General features: G+C 58.1%; 21 protein-coding genes. 10 read left to right on the top strand and 11 right to left on the bottom strand.

The window, feature by feature from the left end; translation table 11 throughout:
* Position 1: 1 nt before the first annotated feature.
* Positions 2-1,036 carry a heat-inducible transcriptional repressor HrcA gene (hrcA, locus tag AB1495_RS06110; protein WP_005850786.1) on the bottom strand — a complete coding sequence of 345 codons (1,035 nt, stop codon included), beginning with the start codon at positions 1,034-1,036 and terminating at the stop codon, positions 2-4.
* 130 nt (positions 1,037-1,166) lie between these two features.
* On the opposite strand from hrcA, the gene rph reads away from it, so the two are divergent.
* Genes rph through hemW form a run of 3 tightly spaced genes read left to right on the top strand, consistent with a single transcriptional unit; the run spans position 1,167 to position 3,638 of the window.
* A complete protein-coding gene (gene rph, locus AB1495_RS06105; protein ID WP_005850783.1) occupies positions 1,167-1,880 on the top strand; it encodes a ribonuclease PH in 714 nt (237 codons plus the stop codon).
* On the top strand, positions 1,877-2,488 hold the full coding sequence (rdgB, locus tag AB1495_RS06100; RefSeq protein WP_074636669.1) for an RdgB/HAM1 family non-canonical purine NTP pyrophosphatase: 612 nt from the start codon (positions 1,877-1,879) through the stop codon (positions 2,486-2,488). The genes rph and rdgB overlap by 4 nt, the downstream gene beginning before the upstream one ends.
* Entirely contained in the window at positions 2,481-3,638 is a 1,158-nt protein-coding gene (gene hemW / locus AB1495_RS06095) for a radical SAM family heme chaperone HemW (RefSeq protein ID WP_074636667.1), read from the top strand. Before rdgB ends, hemW begins: the two co-directional genes overlap by 8 nt.
* Here the strand turns inward: hemW and AB1495_RS06090 are convergent.
* From AB1495_RS06090 to AB1495_RS06060, 7 genes are all read right to left on the bottom strand, one after another.
* A complete protein-coding gene (locus AB1495_RS06090; protein WP_074636666.1) occupies positions 3,635-4,522 on the bottom strand; it encodes a ParB/RepB/Spo0J family partition protein in 888 nt (295 codons plus the stop codon). The two genes, hemW and AB1495_RS06090, sit on opposite strands and share 4 nt — an antisense overlap.
* 15 nt (positions 4,523-4,537) lie before the next feature.
* On the bottom strand, positions 4,538-5,338 hold the full coding sequence (locus AB1495_RS06085; protein WP_005850775.1) for a ParA family protein: 801 nt from the start codon (positions 5,336-5,338) through the stop codon (positions 4,538-4,540).
* The gene (rsmG, locus tag AB1495_RS06080) at positions 5,331-5,939 is read right to left on the bottom strand and encodes a 16S rRNA (guanine(527)-N(7))-methyltransferase RsmG (RefSeq protein WP_074636664.1); all 609 of its coding nucleotides are present in this window, start codon (positions 5,937-5,939) and stop codon (positions 5,331-5,333) included. Before rsmG ends, AB1495_RS06085 begins: the two co-directional genes overlap by 8 nt.
* Positions 5,936-7,798 carry a tRNA uridine-5-carboxymethylaminomethyl(34) synthesis enzyme MnmG gene (gene mnmG / locus AB1495_RS06075; protein WP_074636662.1) on the bottom strand — a complete coding sequence of 621 codons (1,863 nt, stop codon included), beginning with the start codon at positions 7,796-7,798 and terminating at the stop codon, positions 5,936-5,938. The genes rsmG and mnmG overlap by 4 nt, the downstream gene beginning before the upstream one ends.
* A gap of 14 nt (positions 7,799-7,812) precedes the next feature.
* Positions 7,813-9,099, bottom strand: a complete 1,287-nt coding sequence (mnmE, locus tag AB1495_RS06070) for a tRNA uridine-5-carboxymethylaminomethyl(34) synthesis GTPase MnmE (protein ID WP_074636661.1) — start codon at positions 9,097-9,099, stop codon at positions 7,813-7,815.
* Positions 9,100-9,129: 30 nt separating this feature from the next.
* Positions 9,130-10,401 (bottom strand): transcription termination factor Rho, encoded by a 1,272-nt coding sequence (gene rho, locus AB1495_RS06065; protein ID WP_005850767.1) that lies wholly within the window; start codon positions 10,399-10,401, stop codon positions 9,130-9,132.
* Between the two features lie 123 nt (positions 10,402-10,524).
* Positions 10,525-10,974: a CopD family protein gene (locus AB1495_RS06060; RefSeq protein WP_074636659.1), complete on the bottom strand. Its 450-nt coding sequence runs from the start codon at positions 10,972-10,974 to the stop codon at positions 10,525-10,527.
* Positions 10,975-11,378: 404 nt separating this feature from the next.
* On the opposite strand from AB1495_RS06060, the gene AB1495_RS06055 reads away from it, so the two are divergent.
* Genes AB1495_RS06055 through dnaQ form a run of 4 tightly spaced genes read left to right on the top strand, consistent with a single transcriptional unit; the run spans position 11,379 to position 14,077 of the window.
* The gene (locus AB1495_RS06055) at positions 11,379-11,978 is read left to right on the top strand and encodes a nucleoside triphosphate pyrophosphatase (RefSeq protein WP_074636658.1); all 600 of its coding nucleotides are present in this window, start codon (positions 11,379-11,381) and stop codon (positions 11,976-11,978) included.
* Positions 11,975-12,808, top strand: coding sequence for a shikimate dehydrogenase (locus tag AB1495_RS06050; RefSeq protein WP_074636656.1), 834 nt, complete (start codon positions 11,975-11,977; stop codon positions 12,806-12,808). Before AB1495_RS06055 ends, AB1495_RS06050 begins: the two co-directional genes overlap by 4 nt.
* Positions 12,808-13,398: a dephospho-CoA kinase gene (gene coaE, locus AB1495_RS06045; protein WP_005850759.1), complete on the top strand. Its 591-nt coding sequence runs from the start codon at positions 12,808-12,810 to the stop codon at positions 13,396-13,398. The genes AB1495_RS06050 and coaE overlap by 1 nt, the downstream gene beginning before the upstream one ends.
* Complete coding sequence (gene dnaQ, locus AB1495_RS06040) at positions 13,391-14,077, top strand: DNA polymerase III subunit epsilon (protein WP_009825707.1); 687 nt, start codon at positions 13,391-13,393, stop codon at positions 14,075-14,077. Before coaE ends, dnaQ begins: the two co-directional genes overlap by 8 nt.
* Here the strand turns inward: dnaQ and secB are convergent.
* Positions 14,074-14,565: a protein-export chaperone SecB gene (gene secB / locus AB1495_RS06035; RefSeq protein ID WP_005850756.1), complete on the bottom strand. Its 492-nt coding sequence runs from the start codon at positions 14,563-14,565 to the stop codon at positions 14,074-14,076. The genes dnaQ and secB overlap by 4 nt on opposite strands.
* Before the next feature lie 117 nt (positions 14,566-14,682).
* Complete coding sequence (locus AB1495_RS06030) at positions 14,683-15,177, bottom strand: FxsA family protein (RefSeq protein WP_064217231.1); 495 nt, start codon at positions 15,175-15,177, stop codon at positions 14,683-14,685.
* A gap of 102 nt (positions 15,178-15,279) precedes the next feature.
* Between AB1495_RS06030 and AB1495_RS06025 the strand changes: the two genes are divergently transcribed.
* Genes AB1495_RS06025 through AB1495_RS06015 form a run of 3 tightly spaced genes read left to right on the top strand, consistent with a single transcriptional unit; the run spans position 15,280 to position 17,569 of the window.
* Positions 15,280-15,939 carry a Tim44/TimA family putative adaptor protein gene (locus tag AB1495_RS06025; RefSeq protein ID WP_005850752.1) on the top strand — a complete coding sequence of 220 codons (660 nt, stop codon included), beginning with the start codon at positions 15,280-15,282 and terminating at the stop codon, positions 15,937-15,939.
* Between the two features lie 38 nt (positions 15,940-15,977).
* Positions 15,978-16,973, top strand: coding sequence for a murein transglycosylase A (locus tag AB1495_RS06020; RefSeq protein ID WP_074636766.1), 996 nt, complete (start codon positions 15,978-15,980; stop codon positions 16,971-16,973).
* Positions 16,970-17,569: a Smr/MutS family protein gene (locus tag AB1495_RS06015; RefSeq protein ID WP_074636654.1), complete on the top strand. Its 600-nt coding sequence runs from the start codon at positions 16,970-16,972 to the stop codon at positions 17,567-17,569. Before AB1495_RS06020 ends, AB1495_RS06015 begins: the two co-directional genes overlap by 4 nt.
* Here the strand turns inward: AB1495_RS06015 and AB1495_RS06010 are convergent.
* A complete protein-coding gene (locus AB1495_RS06010; protein ID WP_074636652.1) occupies positions 17,566-18,795 on the bottom strand; it encodes an MFS transporter in 1,230 nt (409 codons plus the stop codon). The two genes, AB1495_RS06015 and AB1495_RS06010, sit on opposite strands and share 4 nt — an antisense overlap.
* Positions 18,796-18,815 lie beyond the last annotated feature (20 nt).

Below are 18,815 nucleotides of genomic sequence, written 5' to 3'. Positions count from 1 at the left end.
TCTAGCTGCGGTTCGAAATCAGCTTTCCAACCAGCTGCGCCGTGTAATTCACAATCGGCACGATACGTCCATAATTAAGGCGCGTGGGGCCGATCACACCGACTGCCCCGATCACCTTACGATCAGCGTTCATATAAGGGGAAACGACCAGAGAGGAACCCGAAAGTGAAAAAAGTTTATTCTCAGAACCAATAAAAATGCGCACACCGTCGCCCGCGTCGGCCAATTCGAGGAATTCCGCGATGTCCCGCTTGCGTTCAAGGTCGTCAAACAGCTGGCGGATCAATTCGACGTTCTCGGCCTCGCCTTCGGTGTTGATCAGATTCGACCGTCCGCGCACGATCAACCGCTCGGGGGATTCCCCTTCGCCCTGCCACAGCGCTAGACCGCTTTCGACAAGCTGCTGCGCCAGAACGTCGATCTGTTGGCGCCGCTGGCTGATCTCATGCGCGATGGTGCGCTGCAATTCCGAGATGGTTTTCCCCTCGACCAGCGCATTCAGGAAATTCGCGGCTTCACGCATGCTGCTGGGGGTCTGGCCCGGCGGCGGTGTGAACAACCGGTTCTCCACGTGACCGTCGGAAAAGACCAGAACGACCAGCGCTCTATCGTGAGACAGTGAAACAAATTCGATATGCTTGATCGGCGCCTCGTGTTTGGGCGTCAGCACAAGCGAGGCACCCTGGGTCACGCCGGACAGCGCCGACCCCACCCGATCAAGAATGCCGCTGACATCGGCGTTGTTGCTGCCAACGGTCGCGTCGATCTTTTCACGGTCCGTCTCGGTTGGATCGCCGATCTCGATCATGCCGTCGACGAACATGCGCAGGCCCATCTGCGTCGGGATACGACCCGCGCTGACATGGGGGCTGCCGAGCAGGCCCATATATTCAAGATCCTGCATCACATTACGGATCGTCGCCGCGCTGACCTTTTCGCTGAAATCCCGGGTCAGCGTGCGCGACCCCACGGGATCGCCATTCGCCAGATAGCCTTCGACCACGCGGCGGAACACCTCGCGCGAGCGGTCGTTCATCTCGTCTAAAACTGTCGGTGTTTTGTCCATAGTGGGAGAAGTATGTGCGACAGGGGGCAAACGTCAATCGGGGTTGCATCGCGCCGCAACGCAGAGTTATCCCCAATGGCAAATGGAAAAGGAAATAGCTATGCGCCCCTCTGGTCGGAAACTTGACGAACTGCGTGCCGTATCGATTGAAACGGGATTCACCAAACACGCCGAAGGATCGGCCCTGATCAAGATGGGCGACACCCATGTGCTGTGTACCGCCACGATCGAGGACCGCGTGCCGCCCTTCATCAAAGGCTCCGGTCTGGGCTGGGTCACGGCGGAATACGGCATGCTGCCCCGTGCCACCAACACCCGTATGCGCCGCGAGGCGGCAATGGGCAAACAAGGGGGGCGTACCGTTGAAATTCAACGCCTTATCGGTCGCGCCCTGCGCGCCGGCGTGGATCGTAGCGCCCTGGGCGAACGTCAGATCACCATCGACTGCGACGTGCTGCAGGCCGACGGCGGCACGCGTTGTGCCTCTATCACGGGGGGTTGGGTCGCGTTGAAACTGGCGGTGAACAAGCTGATGAAGGCGGGCGACGTGGTCAGCGACCCGCTGGTCGATCCGGTCGCCGCGATCAGCTGCGGCATCTATGCGGGCCAGCCCGTGCTTGACCTCGATTACCCCGAGGATTCCGAAGCAGGCGTGGACGGTAACTTTATTATGACCGGCACCGGCAAATTGATCGAGATCCAGATGAGCGCCGAAGGCTCCACCTATTCGCGCGACCAGATGAACCAGCTGATGGACCTCGCCGAAAAGGGCGTGGCAGAGCTGGTCGAGAAGCAGAAGGCAGCCACCGCATGACCCGTAAATTCACCGGCGACCAGATCCTGGTCGCCACCCACAACGCTGGCAAGCTGCAGGAAATGACCGAGCTTTTCGCCCCCTTCGGCGTCGCCGTCAAAGGTGCCGCCGAGATGAATCTAGGCGAGCCGGAGGAAACCGAAAACACTTTCATCGGCAACGCCCGCATCAAAGCACGTGCGGCGGTCGCGGCGACGGGCCTTCCCGCGCTGGCAGATGACTCCGGGATCGAGGTCGAAGCGCTGGACAATGCCCCCGGCGTCTATACCGCCGATTGGTCCGAAACGCCCAACGGCCGCGATTTCGTCATGGCAATGACCAAGACCTACAGGTTGCTGGAAGAGGCAAACGCCCCCCACCCGCGCCGCGCGCGGTTCTGCGCGACATTGGTATTGGTCTGGCCCGACGGACATGAAGAGGTTTTCGAAGGCCGCGTGAACGGCACGCTTGTCTGGCCGATCCGCGGCGACATCGGTCACGGCTATGACCCGATGTTCCAACCCGACGGGCACGAGCAGACCTTTGGCGAAATGTCCGCCGTCGCCAAGAACGCAATCAGCCACCGTGCGGACGCTTTCGCCAAACTGATCTCTGCCTGCTTTGACTGAGGATTGGCGCCAGGGGGGCTTTGGCCTTTATATCCATTGGCCGTTTTGCGAGGCGAAGTGCCCCTATTGTGACTTTAACAGCCATGTTAGTCGCACAATCGACCAACGGGCCTGGCGCGATGCCTATCTGGCAGAGCTTGAACGCGGCGCCGCCGAAACCCAAGGACGCGTCTTGAACGCCGTCTTTTTCGGCGGTGGCACCCCCAGTCTGATGGACCCCGATGTCGTCGCTGATGTCATCGCCGCGATCCGTCGACTGTGGCCCACGGCCAATGATTTGGAAATCACGCTCGAGGCGAACCCCGGTTCGGTTGAAGCCGACCGTTTTGCGGCCTTCCGACAGGCGGGCGTCAACCGTATTTCAATGGGGATACAGGCCTTGAATGACGCGGACCTGAAACGTCTGGGCCGCATCCATACGGTTGGCGAAGGGCTTGCCGCTTTTGACATCGCCCGCAACACCTTTGAACGCGTCAGCTTTGATCTGATCTATGGCCGCCAGAACCAGAGCTTGCCCGACTGGCAGACCGAGCTGAAACAGGCCCTAACGCTAGCGATAGACCATATGTCGCTGTATCAACTGACCATCGAACAAGGCACCGCATTTGGCGATCGTTATGCGGTGGGAAAACTACGCGGACTGCCCAGCGATGATCTTGGTGCCGATATGTATGCGGCCACTCAGGATATTTGCGGCGAGATGGCGATGCCCTCTTACGAGGTATCGAACCACGCCCGCGACGGGGCGCAGTCGCGGCACAATCTGATCTACTGGCGCTATGGTGATTATCTTGGCATCGGTCCGGGGGCCCACGGACGCCTGACCCAAAATGGCAATCGCTTTGCGACCGAATGTTTTAGCAACCCCAAACGCTGGCTTGACGCTGCTGCCAGCGGCGCCACCGAAAAGCCCCGCGAGCTTTTGACGACCGAAGATCAGGGGAGCGAGTTTCTGATGATGGGGCTTCGTCTGAAAGAAGGCGTGGACCTGCGCCGGTACGAGGCGCTTTCCGGCGCACCGCTTTCGACAAAAAAAATCACCCAGATGCAGGACATCGGGATGATTTCTAGGGATAAAGACCAGCTTTATGTGACGGATCAGGGCTTTATGGTGCTAAACGCGATCCTGGCCGAGCTTTTGTCGGATTAAGAGGCCGACAGACGTTGGCAAAGCTCGTCCAGCTCGTCCATCGTTGTGTAGTGCAGCACCATCTGGCCCGCCTCCTGCCCCGGCTTGTGGTTCAGGGTTACCTTCAAACCGAGGTTCGCTGACAGATCCCCTTCAAGCGCGCGGGTATCCGCGTCTTTTTCGCTCGAGGATTTGGCCGCCCGCTTGTTTGGACCTTCATTCTCGGCTTGCTGCTCTTTCTTGATCAGCGCCTCGGCCGCGCGCACCGACAAGCCACCGGCGATAATCTGTTTGGCCAGCTTTTCAGGGTTCTTCGACGGCACCAAGGTCCGGGCGTGACCCGCTGTCAGGTCCCCCTGACGCACCATTTCCAGAACATTTTCGGGCAAGTTCAGCAAGCGCAGCAAGTTCGCGATATGACTGCGGCTTTTACCCAAGGCTTCGGCCATCTTCTCTTGCGTGTGGCCAAAACGGTCCATCAGCTGACGATAGCCCGCCGCTTCCTCGATTGAATTGAGGTCCGCCCGTTGGATGTTTTCGATAATCGCAACTTCGAGAACTTCGACATCGGTGAACTCGCGCACGATGATCGGAAGTTCATGCAGCTGTGCCATCTGCGACGCGCGCCAACGGCGTTCACCCGCGACAATCTCGAACGTCCCATCATCACGGCGGCGTACGATCAGCGGCTGGATAACGCCCTTTTCGCGGATAGAGCTTGCAAGATCATCCAAGTCCTGCGGATCAAACCGCTTGCGCGGCTGCTCCGGATTGGGAGAAATCTTTTCAATAGGAACATACTGTTCCGCCGCGCCTTCTGATGCCACCGTTTGTGTCTCCGCTACGTCCGCCATCAAAGCCGACAATCCTCGACCCAAGCCGCGCCGTTTGTCTTTATCTGCCATTGCCTGACCCCTTATTTATACGGCACTATTTGCCAGTACTTCTTTCGCCAGATCGCGGTACGCTTTGGCACCTTTCGACCCGCTATCGTAACTTAGAACCGGCATCGCGTAACTGGGTGCCTCACTGACCCGTACGTTGCGCGGAATAACGGTCCTATATACCAGTTCGCCCAAATTGCTTCGGGCGTCCTGCTCAACCTGTTGCGACAGGTTGTTCCGCTGATCATACATCGTCAGCAAAATTCCTTCGATCCGCAGATCCTTGTTCCCGCTCTGGCGCACTTCGCGGATGGTCAGCATCAACTGCGACAATCCTTCAAGCGCGAAAAACTCGCTTTGTAGCGGGACAAGCACAGAATGCGCCGCAATCATCGCGTTCACTGTCAGCAAGTTCAGCGATGGCGGGCAATCAATCAGAATGTAGTCGAAGGCGTAGCTGTCCATCTGCGTCTGCCGCAGGGCGTCGTGAAGAAGAAAACTACGTTTCTCATTGGCGATCAATTCCATATCTGCGGAACTGAGATCGACAGTGGCGGCAACGATATGCAGGCCCTCTGTCTCGGTCGTCATAATCACTTGATCAAGGTCGATATCCTCAAGCAAAAGCTCGTAGGTTGTAAATTCCCGATCATCCAGTTCAATACCCAGACCAGTTGACGCGTTGCCCTGCGGATCAAGGTCAATCACCAAAACGCGCTGCTTCTGCTCAACCAGAGCCGCCGCGAGGTTGATCGTCGTCGTGGTTTTGCCCACCCCACCCTTCTGGTTCGCTATCGCAATAATTTTGGGCCCCGAAGGTCGAGACAGATCAGACATGTTTGATTTCCTTGATCTTAAGAATTGCGGCGGATGGGTTCGTCTGGCTTTGGATCGCGTCGCAGGTATATGCCCACGTCTCTTTCGCTGCGGCATCCTCTGCGCGCCAGTTCTCCCCCTTCGGGAAAAGCGCAGTGCCGGAGGGTAACAGATGGCGATCTGCAAAGCCGAGCAAAGCAGTCAAGTCGGACAGCGCCCGCGCGCTTAGAACGTCTGCTTCCAAGGGCTCAATCGCTTCAATCCGCGCGTTCGCCACTGTTGCGTTCAGCTCAAGCTCCCGAATGGCTGTTCTCAGGAACGCGCATTTACGCTGGTCGCTTTCGACCAAGGTAAATTTCGTCGCACGCTCGTCTTGCTGCGACATCAGCGCTACGACAATTGCCGGAAAACCGCCACCGCTTCCAAGATCTACCCAATGGCCCGCATTGGGCGCGTGGGTATAGACTTGTAGAGAATCCAAAATGTGACGCTCCCACATCTCGGGGACGCTCGGCTTGGAAATCAGATTAATCTTCGCGGTCCATTTCTCGACCAATTGCGAGAAATGCTGAAGCTTCTCCAATGTTTCACGTGAAACATCCTCTTCAAAGGTGCTCATCATGCAGACTTCTTCTGGCTGCCGCGCTTGAGATGAGACAGAAGCAGCGTCAAGGCCGAGGGCGTCATACCGTCAATTCGGGCCGCCTGTGCGAGGTTGGTCGGGCGTGTCAGCGAAAGCTTCGAGGTAAGCTCATTTGACAGCCCGTCGATGGCTTCATAATCAAAATTCGCGGGAATAACATGCGCCTCGTCCTTCTGGAGGAGGTCGATATCCCGTTGCTGACGCGCGATATAGTTTGCATATAGCGCATCCCGCTCGACCTGACGGCGAATTTCGGGTTCTACCGTTTCAAGCGCTGGATTAATCAAAACGATCTGCTCGAATGTCACATCCGGAAATGCCAACAGTTGGAAACCGGTCCGCTTCGTTCCGTCTTGGCTGACCTTGATCCCTGCCGCCTCGATCGCCTTTGATGCATAGGGCGTTTTCGTGAGTTCTGCCATCGCCGCGTCGATCTTGGCCATTTTGGCGTTAAAATGCGCAATCCGTTCTTGCGATACGCAGCCCAAGGCAATCGCCAATGGCGTGAGGCGCTGGTCAGCGTTATCAGCACGAAGCGACAACCGGAATTCGGCGCGAGAGGTGAACATGCGATAGGGCTCTGTCACACCCCGGGTGGTCAGGTCATCAATCATCACGCCAATATAGCTATCGGCGCGGCTGAACGTCACCGGCTCTTTACCCTGTGCTGCAAGTGCCGCGTTCAATCCGGCAACCAAACCTTGTGCTGCAGCTTCTTCATAGCCGGTGGTCCCGTTGATCTGACCAGCGAGATATAGGCCAGCCACAGTCCTCACGGAAAGGGCCAGATCAAGGGCCCGGGGGTCGACATAGTCATATTCAATCGCATAACCGGGCTGGATGATTTCTACATTTTCCAACCCAACCATCGACCGCACATAGGCAAGCTGAACATCCTCAGGCAGCGAGGTCGAAATACCATTGGGGTAGATGGTGTGGTCATCGGCACCCTCAGGCTCCAGGAAAACTTGGTGCGAGGTTTTGTCAGCGAAGCGGACAACTTTATCTTCGATCGATGGGCAGTATCGGGGCCCTACCCCGTCGATATGCCCCCCGTACATCGCGGAGCGCGACAGGTTATCGCGAATAATTTGATGTGTTTCTTCATTGGTATGCGTAATGCCGCAGGAGATTTGCGGGGCCGACGTCGTCTCTGACAAGAAAGAGAACAAGACAGGCTCATCATCCCCGGGTTGCGATTCCAGCTTCTCCCAGTCAATCGTCCGTCCGTCCAAGCGCGGCGGCGTCCCCGTTTTCAATCGTCCGAGTGGCAAGTTGAACGAATCAATGCGGTTTGCCAGGTCGACGGAGGCTTTATCGCCCATCCGACCGCCGGAGCGCGACACATCTCCAATATGGATGACCCCGCGCAAGAAAGTACCCGTGGTCAAAACAACCGCAGCCGCTGCGATCTGTTCACCATCGGCAAGAACGGCACCAGAAACCTTGCCATTGTCGAGAATGAAGTCGGTCACCTCCCCCTCTACGATGGTCAGATTTTTCTGACGTTCGGTCTCGGCCAGCATTTCTTTCCGATAGATCGCACGGTCCGCTTGCGCCCGCGGTCCTTGAACAGCGGGCCCCTTGCGGCGGTTCAAAAGACGGAACTGGATGCCGGCTTTATCCGCGACACGCCCCATAACGCCATCCAGCGCGTCAATCTCGCGCACCAAATGCCCCTTACCCAGCCCACCGATAGCCGGATTGCAGGACATCACCCCGATCCCATCGCGCGACATCGTGATCAAAGCAGTATTCGCGCCCATACGCGCGGATGCGTGGGCCGCTTCGGCTCCGGCATGGCCGCCACCGATAACTATCACGTCAAAATGTTTCACGTGAAACACTCCATCTATTTTCCCAAGCAAAAGCTCGAAAAGATTACATCCAGCAGGTTCTCAACGTCAATTCGGCCTACCAGCGCCTCAAGTGCGCGAATCGAATGGCGCAGTTCTTCTGATGCTATATCATATTGATCGGGCCCGTGATCCAGAACCAACATCGCAGCGGCTAATCCCTCGGCTGATTTCTGCAATGCAACGCGGTGACGTTCGTGCGTCGCAAGGCCGGCATTCAGACTTCGCGCGCCAAGGATGGCCTGTATTCTTTCTATCAGCTGCGGTACGCCCTGCCCTGTCACACCAGATATAGCGTCGTCCGCGCTATCGCGTAAGTCAGCCTTTGGTCGCAGGACGATATCATCCGCAACTGCGGCAACAGGCAGATCCTCACCCTCTTCACTCAAAAACACGCGCAGGTCAGCTTGCTCGCCGCGGGTTTTCGCGCGGTCGATCCCGATGGATTCGACCTCGTCCGCCCCCTCGCGCAAGCCTGCCGTATCCAGCAAGGTCACCGGCAGGCCACCAAGGTCCATCCGGACCTCGATCACGTCGCGCGTCGTACCCGCCACGGCAGAGGTGATCGCTGCATCGCGCCCCGCCAATGCGTTCAACAAAGTCGATTTCCCGGCATTGGGTCGGCCGATGATCGCGACCTCAAAACCCGTTCGGATACGTTCGGCCGTATGGGTACCGGCGATTTCAGCCAGAATATCGGCGTTCACCGCATTCAGCAGTTCCGTAACCTCGGGCGAGACGTCGACGGGAACGTCTTCATCCGCGAAATCGATGGTCACCTCAAGCAGAGCGGCCGCTCGGATCAGTTTTTCGCGCCAGATATCGACCTTTTGACCCAAGTGCCCGGACAAAACGCGCAATGCTTGTTTTCGCTGGGCTTCGGTCTCTGCCTCGATGAGGTCACCCAAGCCTTCAACCTGCGTGAGATCCAGCTTGCCATTCTCCATCGCACGGCGGGTAAATTCGCCCGGCTCGGCAAGGCGCGTGCCGTTAAAACCAGAGAGCAGCGACAGCACCGCACGCACCACCGCGATGCTGCCATGCAAATGAAGCTCGACCGTATCTTCGCCGGTAAAGCTGTTCGGGCCTTCGAAAGTCAGGACAAGGGCACGATCAATGACCTGCCCATCGGCGTCACTAATTGCCCGCACGGCGGCCAGCCGCGGGGCGGGCAATGGCTGCGCGATGGTTTCAGCGATAAAAAACGCCTGCGGGCCCGAGATACGAATGACGCAAACACCGGCCCGCCCCTGCGCTGTGGCTTGGGCGAATATCGTATCCATATCAGTTAACCCACTGATTTAAGTGAATATTTAGCTATTCATTGAGTCGAAGAAATCGGAGTTCGTCTTGGTTTGCTTCAACTTCCCGATCAGGAATTCAATCGCATCCGTCGTGCCCATCGGGTTCAGAATGCGACGCAATACAAAGGTCTTTTGCAGATCGTTTTTGTCGACCAGCAGATCCTCTTTCCGCGTACCGGACTTGAGAATATCAATCGCAGGGAAGACCCGCTTGTCCGCAATCTTGCGATCCAGCACGATTTCAGAGTTACCAGTCCCTTTGAATTCTTCAAAGATCACCTCGTCCATGCGGCTGCCGGTGTCGATCAGCGCGGTGGCGATAATGGTCAGCGACCCACCCTCTTCGATGTTCCGCGCGGCGCCGAAGAAACGTTTGGGGCGTTGCAGCGCGTTGGCATCAACACCACCGGTCAGAACCTTACCCGACGACGGCACAACAGTGTTGAACGCACGGCCCAGACGGGTGATCGAATCCAGCAAGATCACAACGTCGCGCTTATGCTCGACCAGACGTTTCGCCTTTTCGATGACCATTTCCGACACGGCCACGTGGCGCGTTGCAGGCTCGTCGAAGGTCGAAGAAACAACCTCCCCTTTGACACTACGCTGCATATCAGTGACTTCTTCGGGGCGTTCGTCAATCAGCAGAACGATCAAGTAGCACTCGGGGTGGTTCTGTTCGATCGAATTCGCGATGTTTTGCAGCAGAACCGTTTTACCGGTCCGTGGCGGCGCCACGATCAAGCAGCGCTGTCCCTTACCGATGGGCGATACCAGATCGATGATACGCGACGACCGGTCCTTGATCGTCGGATCATCGACTTCCATCGTCAGACGTTCATCGGGGTAAAGCGGCGTCAGGTTTTCAAAGGCCACCTTGTGGCGCGCTTTTTCCGGCTCTTCAAAGTTGATCTTGGTGACATCTGTCAGCGCGAAATACCGCTCCGCATCATCTGGCGCCTTGATCAGACCTTCGATTGTGTCGCCGGTGCGCAGCGAGTGCTGGCGGATCATCTCGGGCGAGACGTAAATGTCGTCGGGGCCCGGCAGATAGTTCGCTTCGGGCGACCGCAGGAAGCCAAACCCGTCCTGCAACACTTCCAGCACACCATCGCCCGAGATTTCCCAGCCTTCATCCGCACGTTCGCGCAGGATCTGGAACATCATTTCGCCTTTACGCATGGTCGATGCGTTTTCGATCTCAAGCTCTTCGGCCATCGCCAGAAGATTCTTGGGCGTCTGCGCCTTTAGATCGGCAAGGTTAAGTGTTTCAGTTGTCATGAAAATATCCTGTTCCGATCCCGGAATGCGGGCGGGTCGTGTCATAAAAATGGGCAGATGTATACGGTCCCCGGACGGGGTGCAGGAAACACATACTCAGAATGGCGGGTTTCGTCAATCAGCTTAGAATTTCACGACGACCGAGACTACAATGATGATCATCAGCAGCGTCGGGACCTCGTTCATGATCCGGTAACGTTTACCGCTCAGCCGGTTCTCCCCCGCTGCAAAGGCCTTCACACGCCCGACAAGCCACCCGTGGAACCCTGTCATCGCAAATACGCTTGCCCCCTTCGTCCAGGGCCACACAGCGGCCCAGTCGACGATGCCCGGTGTGAACACCAGCGCGAGCCCGAAAATCCAGGTGCCGATCATCGCCGGGCGCATGATCACGGTGGCAAGCTTGAACTCCATCATCTTGAAAAGATCGTGGGTCTTGCCGCTTTGGCCCACCTGCTCTGTATGATGCACGAGAAGCCGCGGCAGATAGAACAGCGCCGCCATCCACGAAATGACCGAGATGATATGAAGCGATTTTACCCAAGGATAGGCGATGGCAAGCAAGTCGGTCATGTCACACTCCGGTTGGTGCCTTCTTACTAATATAAATAAGAAAAGAAGAAAGATGATGATGTAAGTAGGGGGATCATTTTCTGTGGATTACTGTTTTGTACCTCGATTTATCCACCTGTGCATGTTGTGAATCCCGTATCGATGATAACTCGGCGCCGCGCGGATAAATTCACCCTTTTTCAAATACTTAAATAAAAAAATTTCAGGGGATAAACTGTGTAGCTTTGTGGATAAGCTTGGGATTAACTCCGTTCAGGGGGTTTGCGTTTTATCCTTATGCCGCCCCGTATAAAACTGGAATTTCCCGCTGGCAGGCAGGGGTTTTCCCGACGCTTTCGCGCACTCTCGCCATTCGGGGGAAAAATCCCTAAGAACTTCCTAGCGTCGCACACAGGTTTATCCCCATGCCCCAACGTTTCATCCTCGCCTCCGGGTCGTCGATCCGGTCACAACTGCTGCAACAGGCCTGCGTCCCCCATGAGGTGAGCGTGGCGCGAATAGATGAACAAATGATTAAGATGGCCCTGCTGGCAGAGCAGGCACCCCCTCGCGACATCGCCGATACATTGGCCGAGATGAAAGCCCGCAAAGTCAGCGACAAGACCCCGGGCGCCTTGGTGATGGGCTGTGATCAGGTGCTCGACCATCGCGGAACGCTGCTGTCAAAACCCGCCACGCCAGACGAGGCGATTGCCCAGCTGAAATCCCTGCGCGGCGATCGCCATAGCTTGCTATCCGCCGCCGTGATCGTCGAGGATGGCAAACCGATCTGGCGTCACGTGGGTCAGGTGCGGCTGCGCATGCGCGACGCGTCCGACAGCTATATAGAGGAGTATGTCGCGCGGAACTGGGATAGTATCCAACATGCGGTCGGCGCGTATAAGCTGGAAGAGGAAGGCGTCAGGCTGTTCAGCGGCATTGTAGGCGATTACTTTAATGTCCTAGGGTTACCCCTGCTTGAACTGTTGAATTATCTGACGCTACGGGGGGATCTATCCGCATGAGCTTGGCTAAAATACCGTTAGCAGGTGTGATCGGGTCGCCGATTGCCCATTCAAAATCCCCGCAGATCCATGGCCATTGGCTGAAAACGCTTGGCCTGCAGGGGGCCTATATCCCGCTACACGTCGAACCCGAAGACCTCCGCCAAGTGCTTGAGGCGATGCCGAAAATGGGGTTCATCGGGGCCAATGTCACGATCCCCCATAAAGAAGCGGTGATCGAGATCGCAGATATCATCACAGACCGCGCCGCGATGATTGGGGCCGTGAATACGATCACCTTCCGCGCAGACGGTAAAATTCAGGGCGATAATACGGACGGTTACGGGTTTATTGAAAATCTCAAGGCAGGCGCGCCGGATTGGGTGCCGGGTAATGGCCCCGCCTGCGTCTTTGGTGCCGGTGGCGCCGCGCGGGCCGTGATCTCTTCGCTACTGGACGCCGGCGTGCCCGAGATCCTGCTCGCCAATCGCACCCGTGTGCGGGCCGAACGGTTGCGGTCGGTCTTTGGCAACCGTGTGACGGTCTATGACTGGTCGCAGGCGGGGACGATGGTCAGCCATGCCGGCCTCGTGGTGAACACGACGTCGCTGGGGATGATCGGAAAACCCGAGCTGCGCGTGCCGCTTGATGGGCTGCGCGCCGATACCGTGGTTACAGATCTGGTCTATGCGCCGTTGAAAACCACGCTTCTGGCAACCGCAGAGGCGGCAGGATGCGTCACTGTTGACGGTTTAGGCATGCTTTTGCATCAGGCGGTGCCGGGGTTCGAACGGTGGTTTGGCGCGCGGCCGACGGTGGACCATGAAACACGTCTGGCGGCGTTGCGCTGATGTTTCTTCTGGGTCTGACCGGGTCGATCGGTATGGGGAAATCGACCACCGCACAAATGTTCGCTGATCTTGGCTGCGCCGTCTGGGACGCAGACGCCGCCGTGCATCGGCTCTATGCCAAGGGGGGGGCCGCCGTCGCGGCCTTTCAGGAAACGCTACCTGATGCGGTCGTTGCGGGCGAAGTGTCGCGGCCCGCGCTCAAAAGCCTGATCGATGCGGACCCCACCGTATTGAAAACGATCGAAAGCATCGTGCATCCGCTGGTCGGCGAAGATCGCGCGGCGTTTCTGGCGGAAACAAAGGCCAAGATCGTCGTGCTCGACATCCCGTTGATTTTTGAAACCGGTGGTGACAAACGCATGGACGCGGTGGCCTGTGTCACGGTCTCGGCCGACATCCAGCAAAAGCGCGTGATGGCGCGCGGGACGATGACGCTGGAACAGTTCGAAAACATCCGCGCCAAACAGATGCCAAACGATGAAAAATGCGCTTTGGCCGATTATGTGATTGAAACAGACACCCTGCCCCACGCCCGCGCGCAGGTGGAGGCTGTCATCGAGGATATCAAAGGAAAGCTGTCCCATGCGTGAAATCGTACTGGATACGGAAACCACCGGATTCGACCCTGAAAGCGGCGATAGGATCGTTGAAATCGGGGCGGTTGAACTGATGGGTCACGTGGCGACCGGCAATACCTATCACCAATATATCAACCCCGAACGCAGCATGCCCGCCGAAGCCTTCGAGGTGCACGGGCTGGGCGACGAGTTTTTGCGCGACAAACCCAAGTTTGCGCAGATCGGGCAGGATTTTCTGGATTTCATCGGTGATTCAAAGCTGGTGATCCACAACGCCGCCTTCGATATCAAGTTTCTGAACGCGGAATTGAAATGGATGGGGCTGCCCCAGATCCCGTGGGAACAGGCGCTTGATACGCTGGCCATCGCGCGCAAACGCTTTCCGGGCTCGCCCGCATCGCTGGATGCGCTGTGCCGCCGCTTTGGCATCGACAACACGTCGCGGACGCTTCACGGTGCTTTGCTTGACAGTGAAATTCTGGCGGATGTCTATCTAGAGCTGATCGGCGGGCGGCAACCGGACTTTGGCCTGTCGACCAAACCGGAAAAGAAAGAGGGCGACACCACCCCCGATTGGACGCCAAAACCGCGCCCGACGCCCCTGCCCTCGCGGATTACCCCGCAAGAGGCCGCCGCCCATACCGAATTTGTCGATAAACTGGGCGACAGCGCTGTGTGGAAGACGCTTTAGGCGTCCGCTTTTTGCGTATTCTCGGCCTGACGGCGCGCGATCTCGTTGCGATACAGCGCAACAAAGTCGATGTTTTCTAGGTTCAGCGGCGGGAAGCCACCGTCGCGGGTCACATCGCTGACAACGCGGCGCAGGAACGGGAAGATCATGCGCGGGCATTCAATCAGCAGGAATGGGTGCATCTGGTCTTCGGGCACGTTTTCAACGTGGAAGATACCGACATAGTCGATTTCCAGCAGGAACAGCGTCGCGTCGCCGCCTTTGGCTTTTGACGTGACCTGAAGCTTGATCGCGGATTCATACTGGTTCTCGGCCGACCGCTTTTTCGCATCCAGATTGACCTGAACCTGAACGTCGGGCTGTACATCTGTCGGCGCGCCTTTTTGCGCCATGATGTTTTCAAAGGACATATCACGGATGAACTGACCCAGAATGCGCATCTGCGGCTGTGCGGCCTGGGTCGGTTGTGTTGCTTCTTCTTCAGCCATTTAAAGGCTCCTTAAGACAATAAACTCATTTAGTCGGGCTTATCAGATCGCCTTGCCGCGCTCAATGGCCCGCATCAAATGGCCTGAAGTCAGTGGCTCGCAGTCAATGCCCCGTCGTCAATGATCGGTCCAGCCAGAGGGGCGTTTGGGCCCGCGGTCCTGTTCCGACAGCTCGTGGTATTCGCCATCGATCACATCCCCCTGCATCGGACGATGGGGTTGCGGGCGTCGTGGCCCTGCGGTGCCGCCCATATGGACGCTGCTCACGTTGACCTTGCTGCGTGCGGCTTTGAACGCAGCGGTACGCACGCCGGGGATCAGCAGGGCAAAGCCCAGGGCATCGGTGAAAAACCCCGGTGTCAGCAGCAACGCGCCGGCAAACAGGATCATCGCGCCATGCACCAGCGGTTCGGTCGGATCACGGACTTCGGACAGGGACGATTTGATCTGGCCAAGCGCCAGCGCACCCTGAGCGCGCATCAGATAGGTGCCGATGATTGCGGTAGAAACAACAATCGCCAGCGTCCAGCCGAGGCCAATTGCCCCACCCACCTGAATGAACAACGTTATTTCTATCAACGGTACGGCAATAAAAGCCAAAAACAGCCACATGGCATGCGTCCTTTCCTATGGGCCAGAGTGGACTTGGCCCGGTTCACACCCTACATAGGGGCACTAGACCGACGTTTCCATGTTTCTCAGCACGAGGTACCTATGAATTCGCCCATGATACAGCTTCTGGTACTGGCCGCTATTGCCGTGTTCCTGATCCTGCGGCTCAAGAATGTGCTTGGCACACGCACCGGTTTTGAAAAACCGGCCGAGGTCAGCGAGAAACCCGAACGCCCCAGCGGCCCCGCGTTCGAAGTCATCGAAGGTGGCCCTGATCTGGATATCACCGATCACGCGCCCGAAGGGTCCGATACCGCGCTCGCACTCGCCGAAATGAAGCGTGTCGAGCCGTCCTTTGGGGTCAGCGACTTTCTGGGCGGCGCCCGCGGCGCCTACGAGATGATCGTGATGGGCTACGAACACGGTAATCTGGACGAGATCAAACCCTTCCTTTCGGAAGACATCTACGAAAGCTTTGTCGAAGGCGTCGCCGCGCGCGAAGATCAGGGCCTGACCGTGGAAAGCCACTTTATCGGCATCCGCGAGATGGAGCTTGAGAACGCCACGATGGACAAGACCACCAACGAGGCAGAGCTGACGATCCGTTTCGTGGCCGAGCTGACGTCGGTCGTGAAAGACCGCGATGGTGAAATCGTCGAAGGCAGCACGACAGAGGTCAATCGTCAAAAAGACACATGGGTGTTTGCCCGTGTCATGGGCTCGGATGATCCAAATTGGCTGCTCGTTTCTACAGACGGTTAAAACGTGCCTGTGCGGGTGCATTGCTGTGGGCGGGCCTGATGGCGCCGCCCGCTTCTGCGACAGATGTGTCCTATTCGATCCTGTCGTTCGACCAGCTTGAGGGGTGGGAAACCGACGATCACGCCGCCGCCCTGCGCGCGTTTCTGAATACCTGCGGTGATATGAAGGATGTCGATTGGCGCAACATCTGCGCCTATGCCAGATCCGACCCCGATCCGCGCCAGTTCTTTGAACTTTTGTTCCGGCCTGTGTTGATCGAGGACGGAAACGAGGCGATGTTCACGGGCTATTTCGAACCTGAACTTGATGGCGATCTCTACCCCTCCGACCGCTACCGCTATCCGGTCTATGCCATGCCGCCAGAGGCGAAGGCGAACAACCCGTGGCTGACCCGCCGCGATATTCTGGATACCGACGTGATGAAGGGCCGCGGCCTTGAAATCGCCTATGTTGACGACCCGGTAGAACTTTTCTTTCTGCAAATCCAAGGCTCTGGCCGCATCAGGCTGCCCGATGGCAATTATCTGCGCGTCGGCTACCGTGGTGCGAACGGCCACCCGTACCGGTCGATCGGCGTCGAACTGGTGCGCCGCGGCGTCTATGACCCGCATCAGGTCAGCGCAGAGGTGATCAAGAACTGGGTCCGTCGTAACCCCGAAGACGGGCGCGAGCTGCTGTACCACAACCCGTCCTATGTGTTCTTTCGCGAGGTCAATCAGGTGCCCGCCGATCAGGGGCCGCTTGGCGCGATGAACCGGTCGGTGACCACCCTGCGCACCGTTGCAGTGGACCCCAAGTTTGTACCGCTCGGCGCCCCTGTCTGGATCGAAAAACAGGGCAAGGAACCGATGCACCGCTTGATGATCGCGCAGGATACCGGGTCGGCGATCAAGGGCGCGCAACGGGCGGATGTGTTCTTTGGCACCGGCGACAAGGCGGGGCGTGCCGCGGGCAAGCTGCGTGATCCGGGGCGGATGATGGTCCTGATGCCGATCCAGCGCGCCTATGCGCTTTTGCCGGAGCCGCTGCTATGAGCCGCAAGCGTCTGGATAAGGATGATCTATCACTTTGGAAAAAGGTGACAGAGCGGACGGAAAAGCTTGATGTTGACAAGCTGTTCCGCGCCGAGATTGACGGCACCTCCCCGATCCACGGCCCCACGCCAACACCGCCGCAAATCCGCAAGCGCAGCTCTGTTGTCATGGGCAAGCCCGATCCCAAGCCGCGGCGAAACACCCATGACCTGATGCCCTCCCTGCCCGATCAGCTGCGTCAGGCACCGGTGCAGATGGATTCAAAGGCGTTTGGCAAGCTCAAGCGGGGCAAGATGCGCCCCGAGGGTCGCATCGACCTTCACGGTATGACGCTGGACCGCGCTCATCCTGCGCTGACCAAGTTCATTCTGGGCTCGCACGCCAAGGGGCGGCGCCTTGTCTTGGTGATTACTGGCAAAGGCAAGATGCGCGACGAAGGCGGCCCGATCCCAGTGCGCCACGGCGTGCTGCGTCATCAGGTGCCGCAATGGCTGGCGATGCCGCCGCTGTCGTCAGCGGTGCTTCAGGTCAGTCAGGCGCATATCAGCCACGGCGGCGGCGGCGCCTATTACGTCTATCTGCGGCGTCACCGTTAGGCCGTGACAGGCGCGACCAACCGCTTGCGATAGCGTAGCACCCCGACCGTCGCCATGATCGCGGCCACGGCATAGTAGATCGCAATCGGGATCATCTGCTGCGGGAAATCAACGCCCAGATCAATGAACAGCCCCGTCACACCCGGCCCGATGGCCGACCCGAACACCATCAGCGCGGCGCCCACGGCCTTGATCGACCCGATATAGCGCGTGCCATAGAATTCGGCCCAGAAAACAGAGGTCGCGGTGGCCTGCATCCCCTGCCCCACGCCAAAGATCATCAACCCGACCCCCGCCATCGCAATCGTATCGGCAAAGGCGAGCACGGCGAAAGACAGCGCAAAAGGCAGCATTTGCACCGGCGTGACCCGCGTCACGCCAAACCGGTCGATTGCCCAGCCCGACACAAAGGTCGAGACCACGGATGTCACCGTATAAAGCGGCATCAGCGCGACAAAGCTGACCAGCGTCCAGCCCTTCACCTCTGTCAGGTGGACCTGCTGAAAGAAAAGCGCCGTCCCCCAAGCCGGAGGACCGATCACCAGCGGGATCATCAACCAGAACAACCCGTGGCGGATCATCTGCATCCGCGTCCAGTGCTGCCCGTCCATCCCCGCCGATTGGGTGCTTTGCGCCATGGATTGCGGCGTACGCTCTTGCCGCAACAGCAGTAGCATCACCGGCATGGTGATCAGCACCAAAGCAGCCGCCAGCACCCAAAGGCTGCGCCAGTGAAAGCTTGCGAAAAGGGCGACGAAGACGACAGGCAAAATCGCCTGACCCGCCGCAAAGCCCATAGACGACAGCGACAGCGCCTTGCCCCGTGCGGCTTCGAACCAGCGCACCATCGCCACGGCCCCAAGCTGAGACATCATCCCCTGCCCGGTCAGACGCAGCGCATAGATGACAAAGATCAGCGCGATCCAGTTCGGCACAGCGGCCATCGCCAGACAGGCGCCCGCCAGCGCGACCATTACCCAGAAGGATAGACGGCGCACCCGAAACCGGTCTGTCAGCACACCCGCCCAGATCATCGTGATCGCCGAGAGCGTCGTGCCGATGGTATAGATCCCGCCCCATTGACCGTCAGACAGCCCGAAACTGCCCTTAATCTCGCCCGCGAAAAGCGAGATGAAATAGGTCTGCCCATAGGCCGAGGTAAATGTCAGCAGGAAACCCGCCAACAAGAACACCCAATTGGCGCGGATAAATCTGAAGTATGCCATGCGCCATCATTCTCAGGCGC

Source organism: Sulfitobacter pontiacus, from assembly GCF_040790665.1.
Lineage (GTDB): Bacteria > Pseudomonadota > Alphaproteobacteria > Rhodobacterales > Rhodobacteraceae > Sulfitobacter > Sulfitobacter pontiacus.
This window is presented reverse-complemented; position numbering and strand designations above follow the sequence as displayed.

Coding starts and splice junctions, on each gene's coding strand:
- hrcA (WP_005850786.1), bottom strand. CDS start 1,036: ATGAACGACCGCTCGCGCGAGGTGTTCCGCCGCGTGGTCGAAGGCTAT.
- rph (WP_005850783.1), top strand. CDS start 1,167: ATGCGCCCCTCTGGTCGGAAACTTGACGAACTGCGTGCCGTATCGATT.
- rdgB (WP_074636669.1), top strand. CDS start 1,877: ATGACCCGTAAATTCACCGGCGACCAGATCCTGGTCGCCACCCACAAC.
- AB1495_RS06090 (WP_074636666.1), bottom strand. CDS start 4,522: ATGGCAGATAAAGACAAACGGCGCGGCTTGGGTCGAGGATTGTCGGCT.
- AB1495_RS06085 (WP_005850775.1), bottom strand. CDS start 5,338: ATGTCTGATCTGTCTCGACCTTCGGGGCCCAAAATTATTGCGATAGCG.
- rsmG (WP_074636664.1), bottom strand. CDS start 5,939: ATGATGAGCACCTTTGAAGAGGATGTTTCACGTGAAACATTGGAGAAG.
- mnmE (WP_074636661.1), bottom strand. CDS start 9,099: ATGGATACGATATTCGCCCAAGCCACAGCGCAGGGGCGGGCCGGTGTT.
- rho (WP_005850767.1), bottom strand. CDS start 10,401: ATGACAACTGAAACACTTAACCTTGCCGATCTAAAGGCGCAGACGCCC.
- AB1495_RS06060 (WP_074636659.1), bottom strand. CDS start 10,974: ATGACCGACTTGCTTGCCATCGCCTATCCTTGGGTAAAATCGCTTCAT.
- AB1495_RS06055 (WP_074636658.1), top strand. CDS start 11,379: ATGCCCCAACGTTTCATCCTCGCCTCCGGGTCGTCGATCCGGTCACAA.
- AB1495_RS06050 (WP_074636656.1), top strand. CDS start 11,975: ATGAGCTTGGCTAAAATACCGTTAGCAGGTGTGATCGGGTCGCCGATT.
- coaE (WP_005850759.1), top strand. CDS start 12,808: ATGTTTCTTCTGGGTCTGACCGGGTCGATCGGTATGGGGAAATCGACC.
- dnaQ (WP_009825707.1), top strand. CDS start 13,391: ATGCGTGAAATCGTACTGGATACGGAAACCACCGGATTCGACCCTGAA.
- secB (WP_005850756.1), bottom strand. CDS start 14,565: ATGGCTGAAGAAGAAGCAACACAACCGACCCAGGCCGCACAGCCGCAG.
- AB1495_RS06030 (WP_064217231.1), bottom strand. CDS start 15,177: ATGTGGCTGTTTTTGGCTTTTATTGCCGTACCGTTGATAGAAATAACG.
- AB1495_RS06025 (WP_005850752.1), top strand. CDS start 15,280: ATGAATTCGCCCATGATACAGCTTCTGGTACTGGCCGCTATTGCCGTG.
- AB1495_RS06020 (WP_074636766.1), top strand. CDS start 15,978: ATGGCGCCGCCCGCTTCTGCGACAGATGTGTCCTATTCGATCCTGTCG.
- AB1495_RS06015 (WP_074636654.1), top strand. CDS start 16,970: ATGAGCCGCAAGCGTCTGGATAAGGATGATCTATCACTTTGGAAAAAG.
- AB1495_RS06010 (WP_074636652.1), bottom strand. CDS start 18,795: ATGGCATACTTCAGATTTATCCGCGCCAATTGGGTGTTCTTGTTGGCG.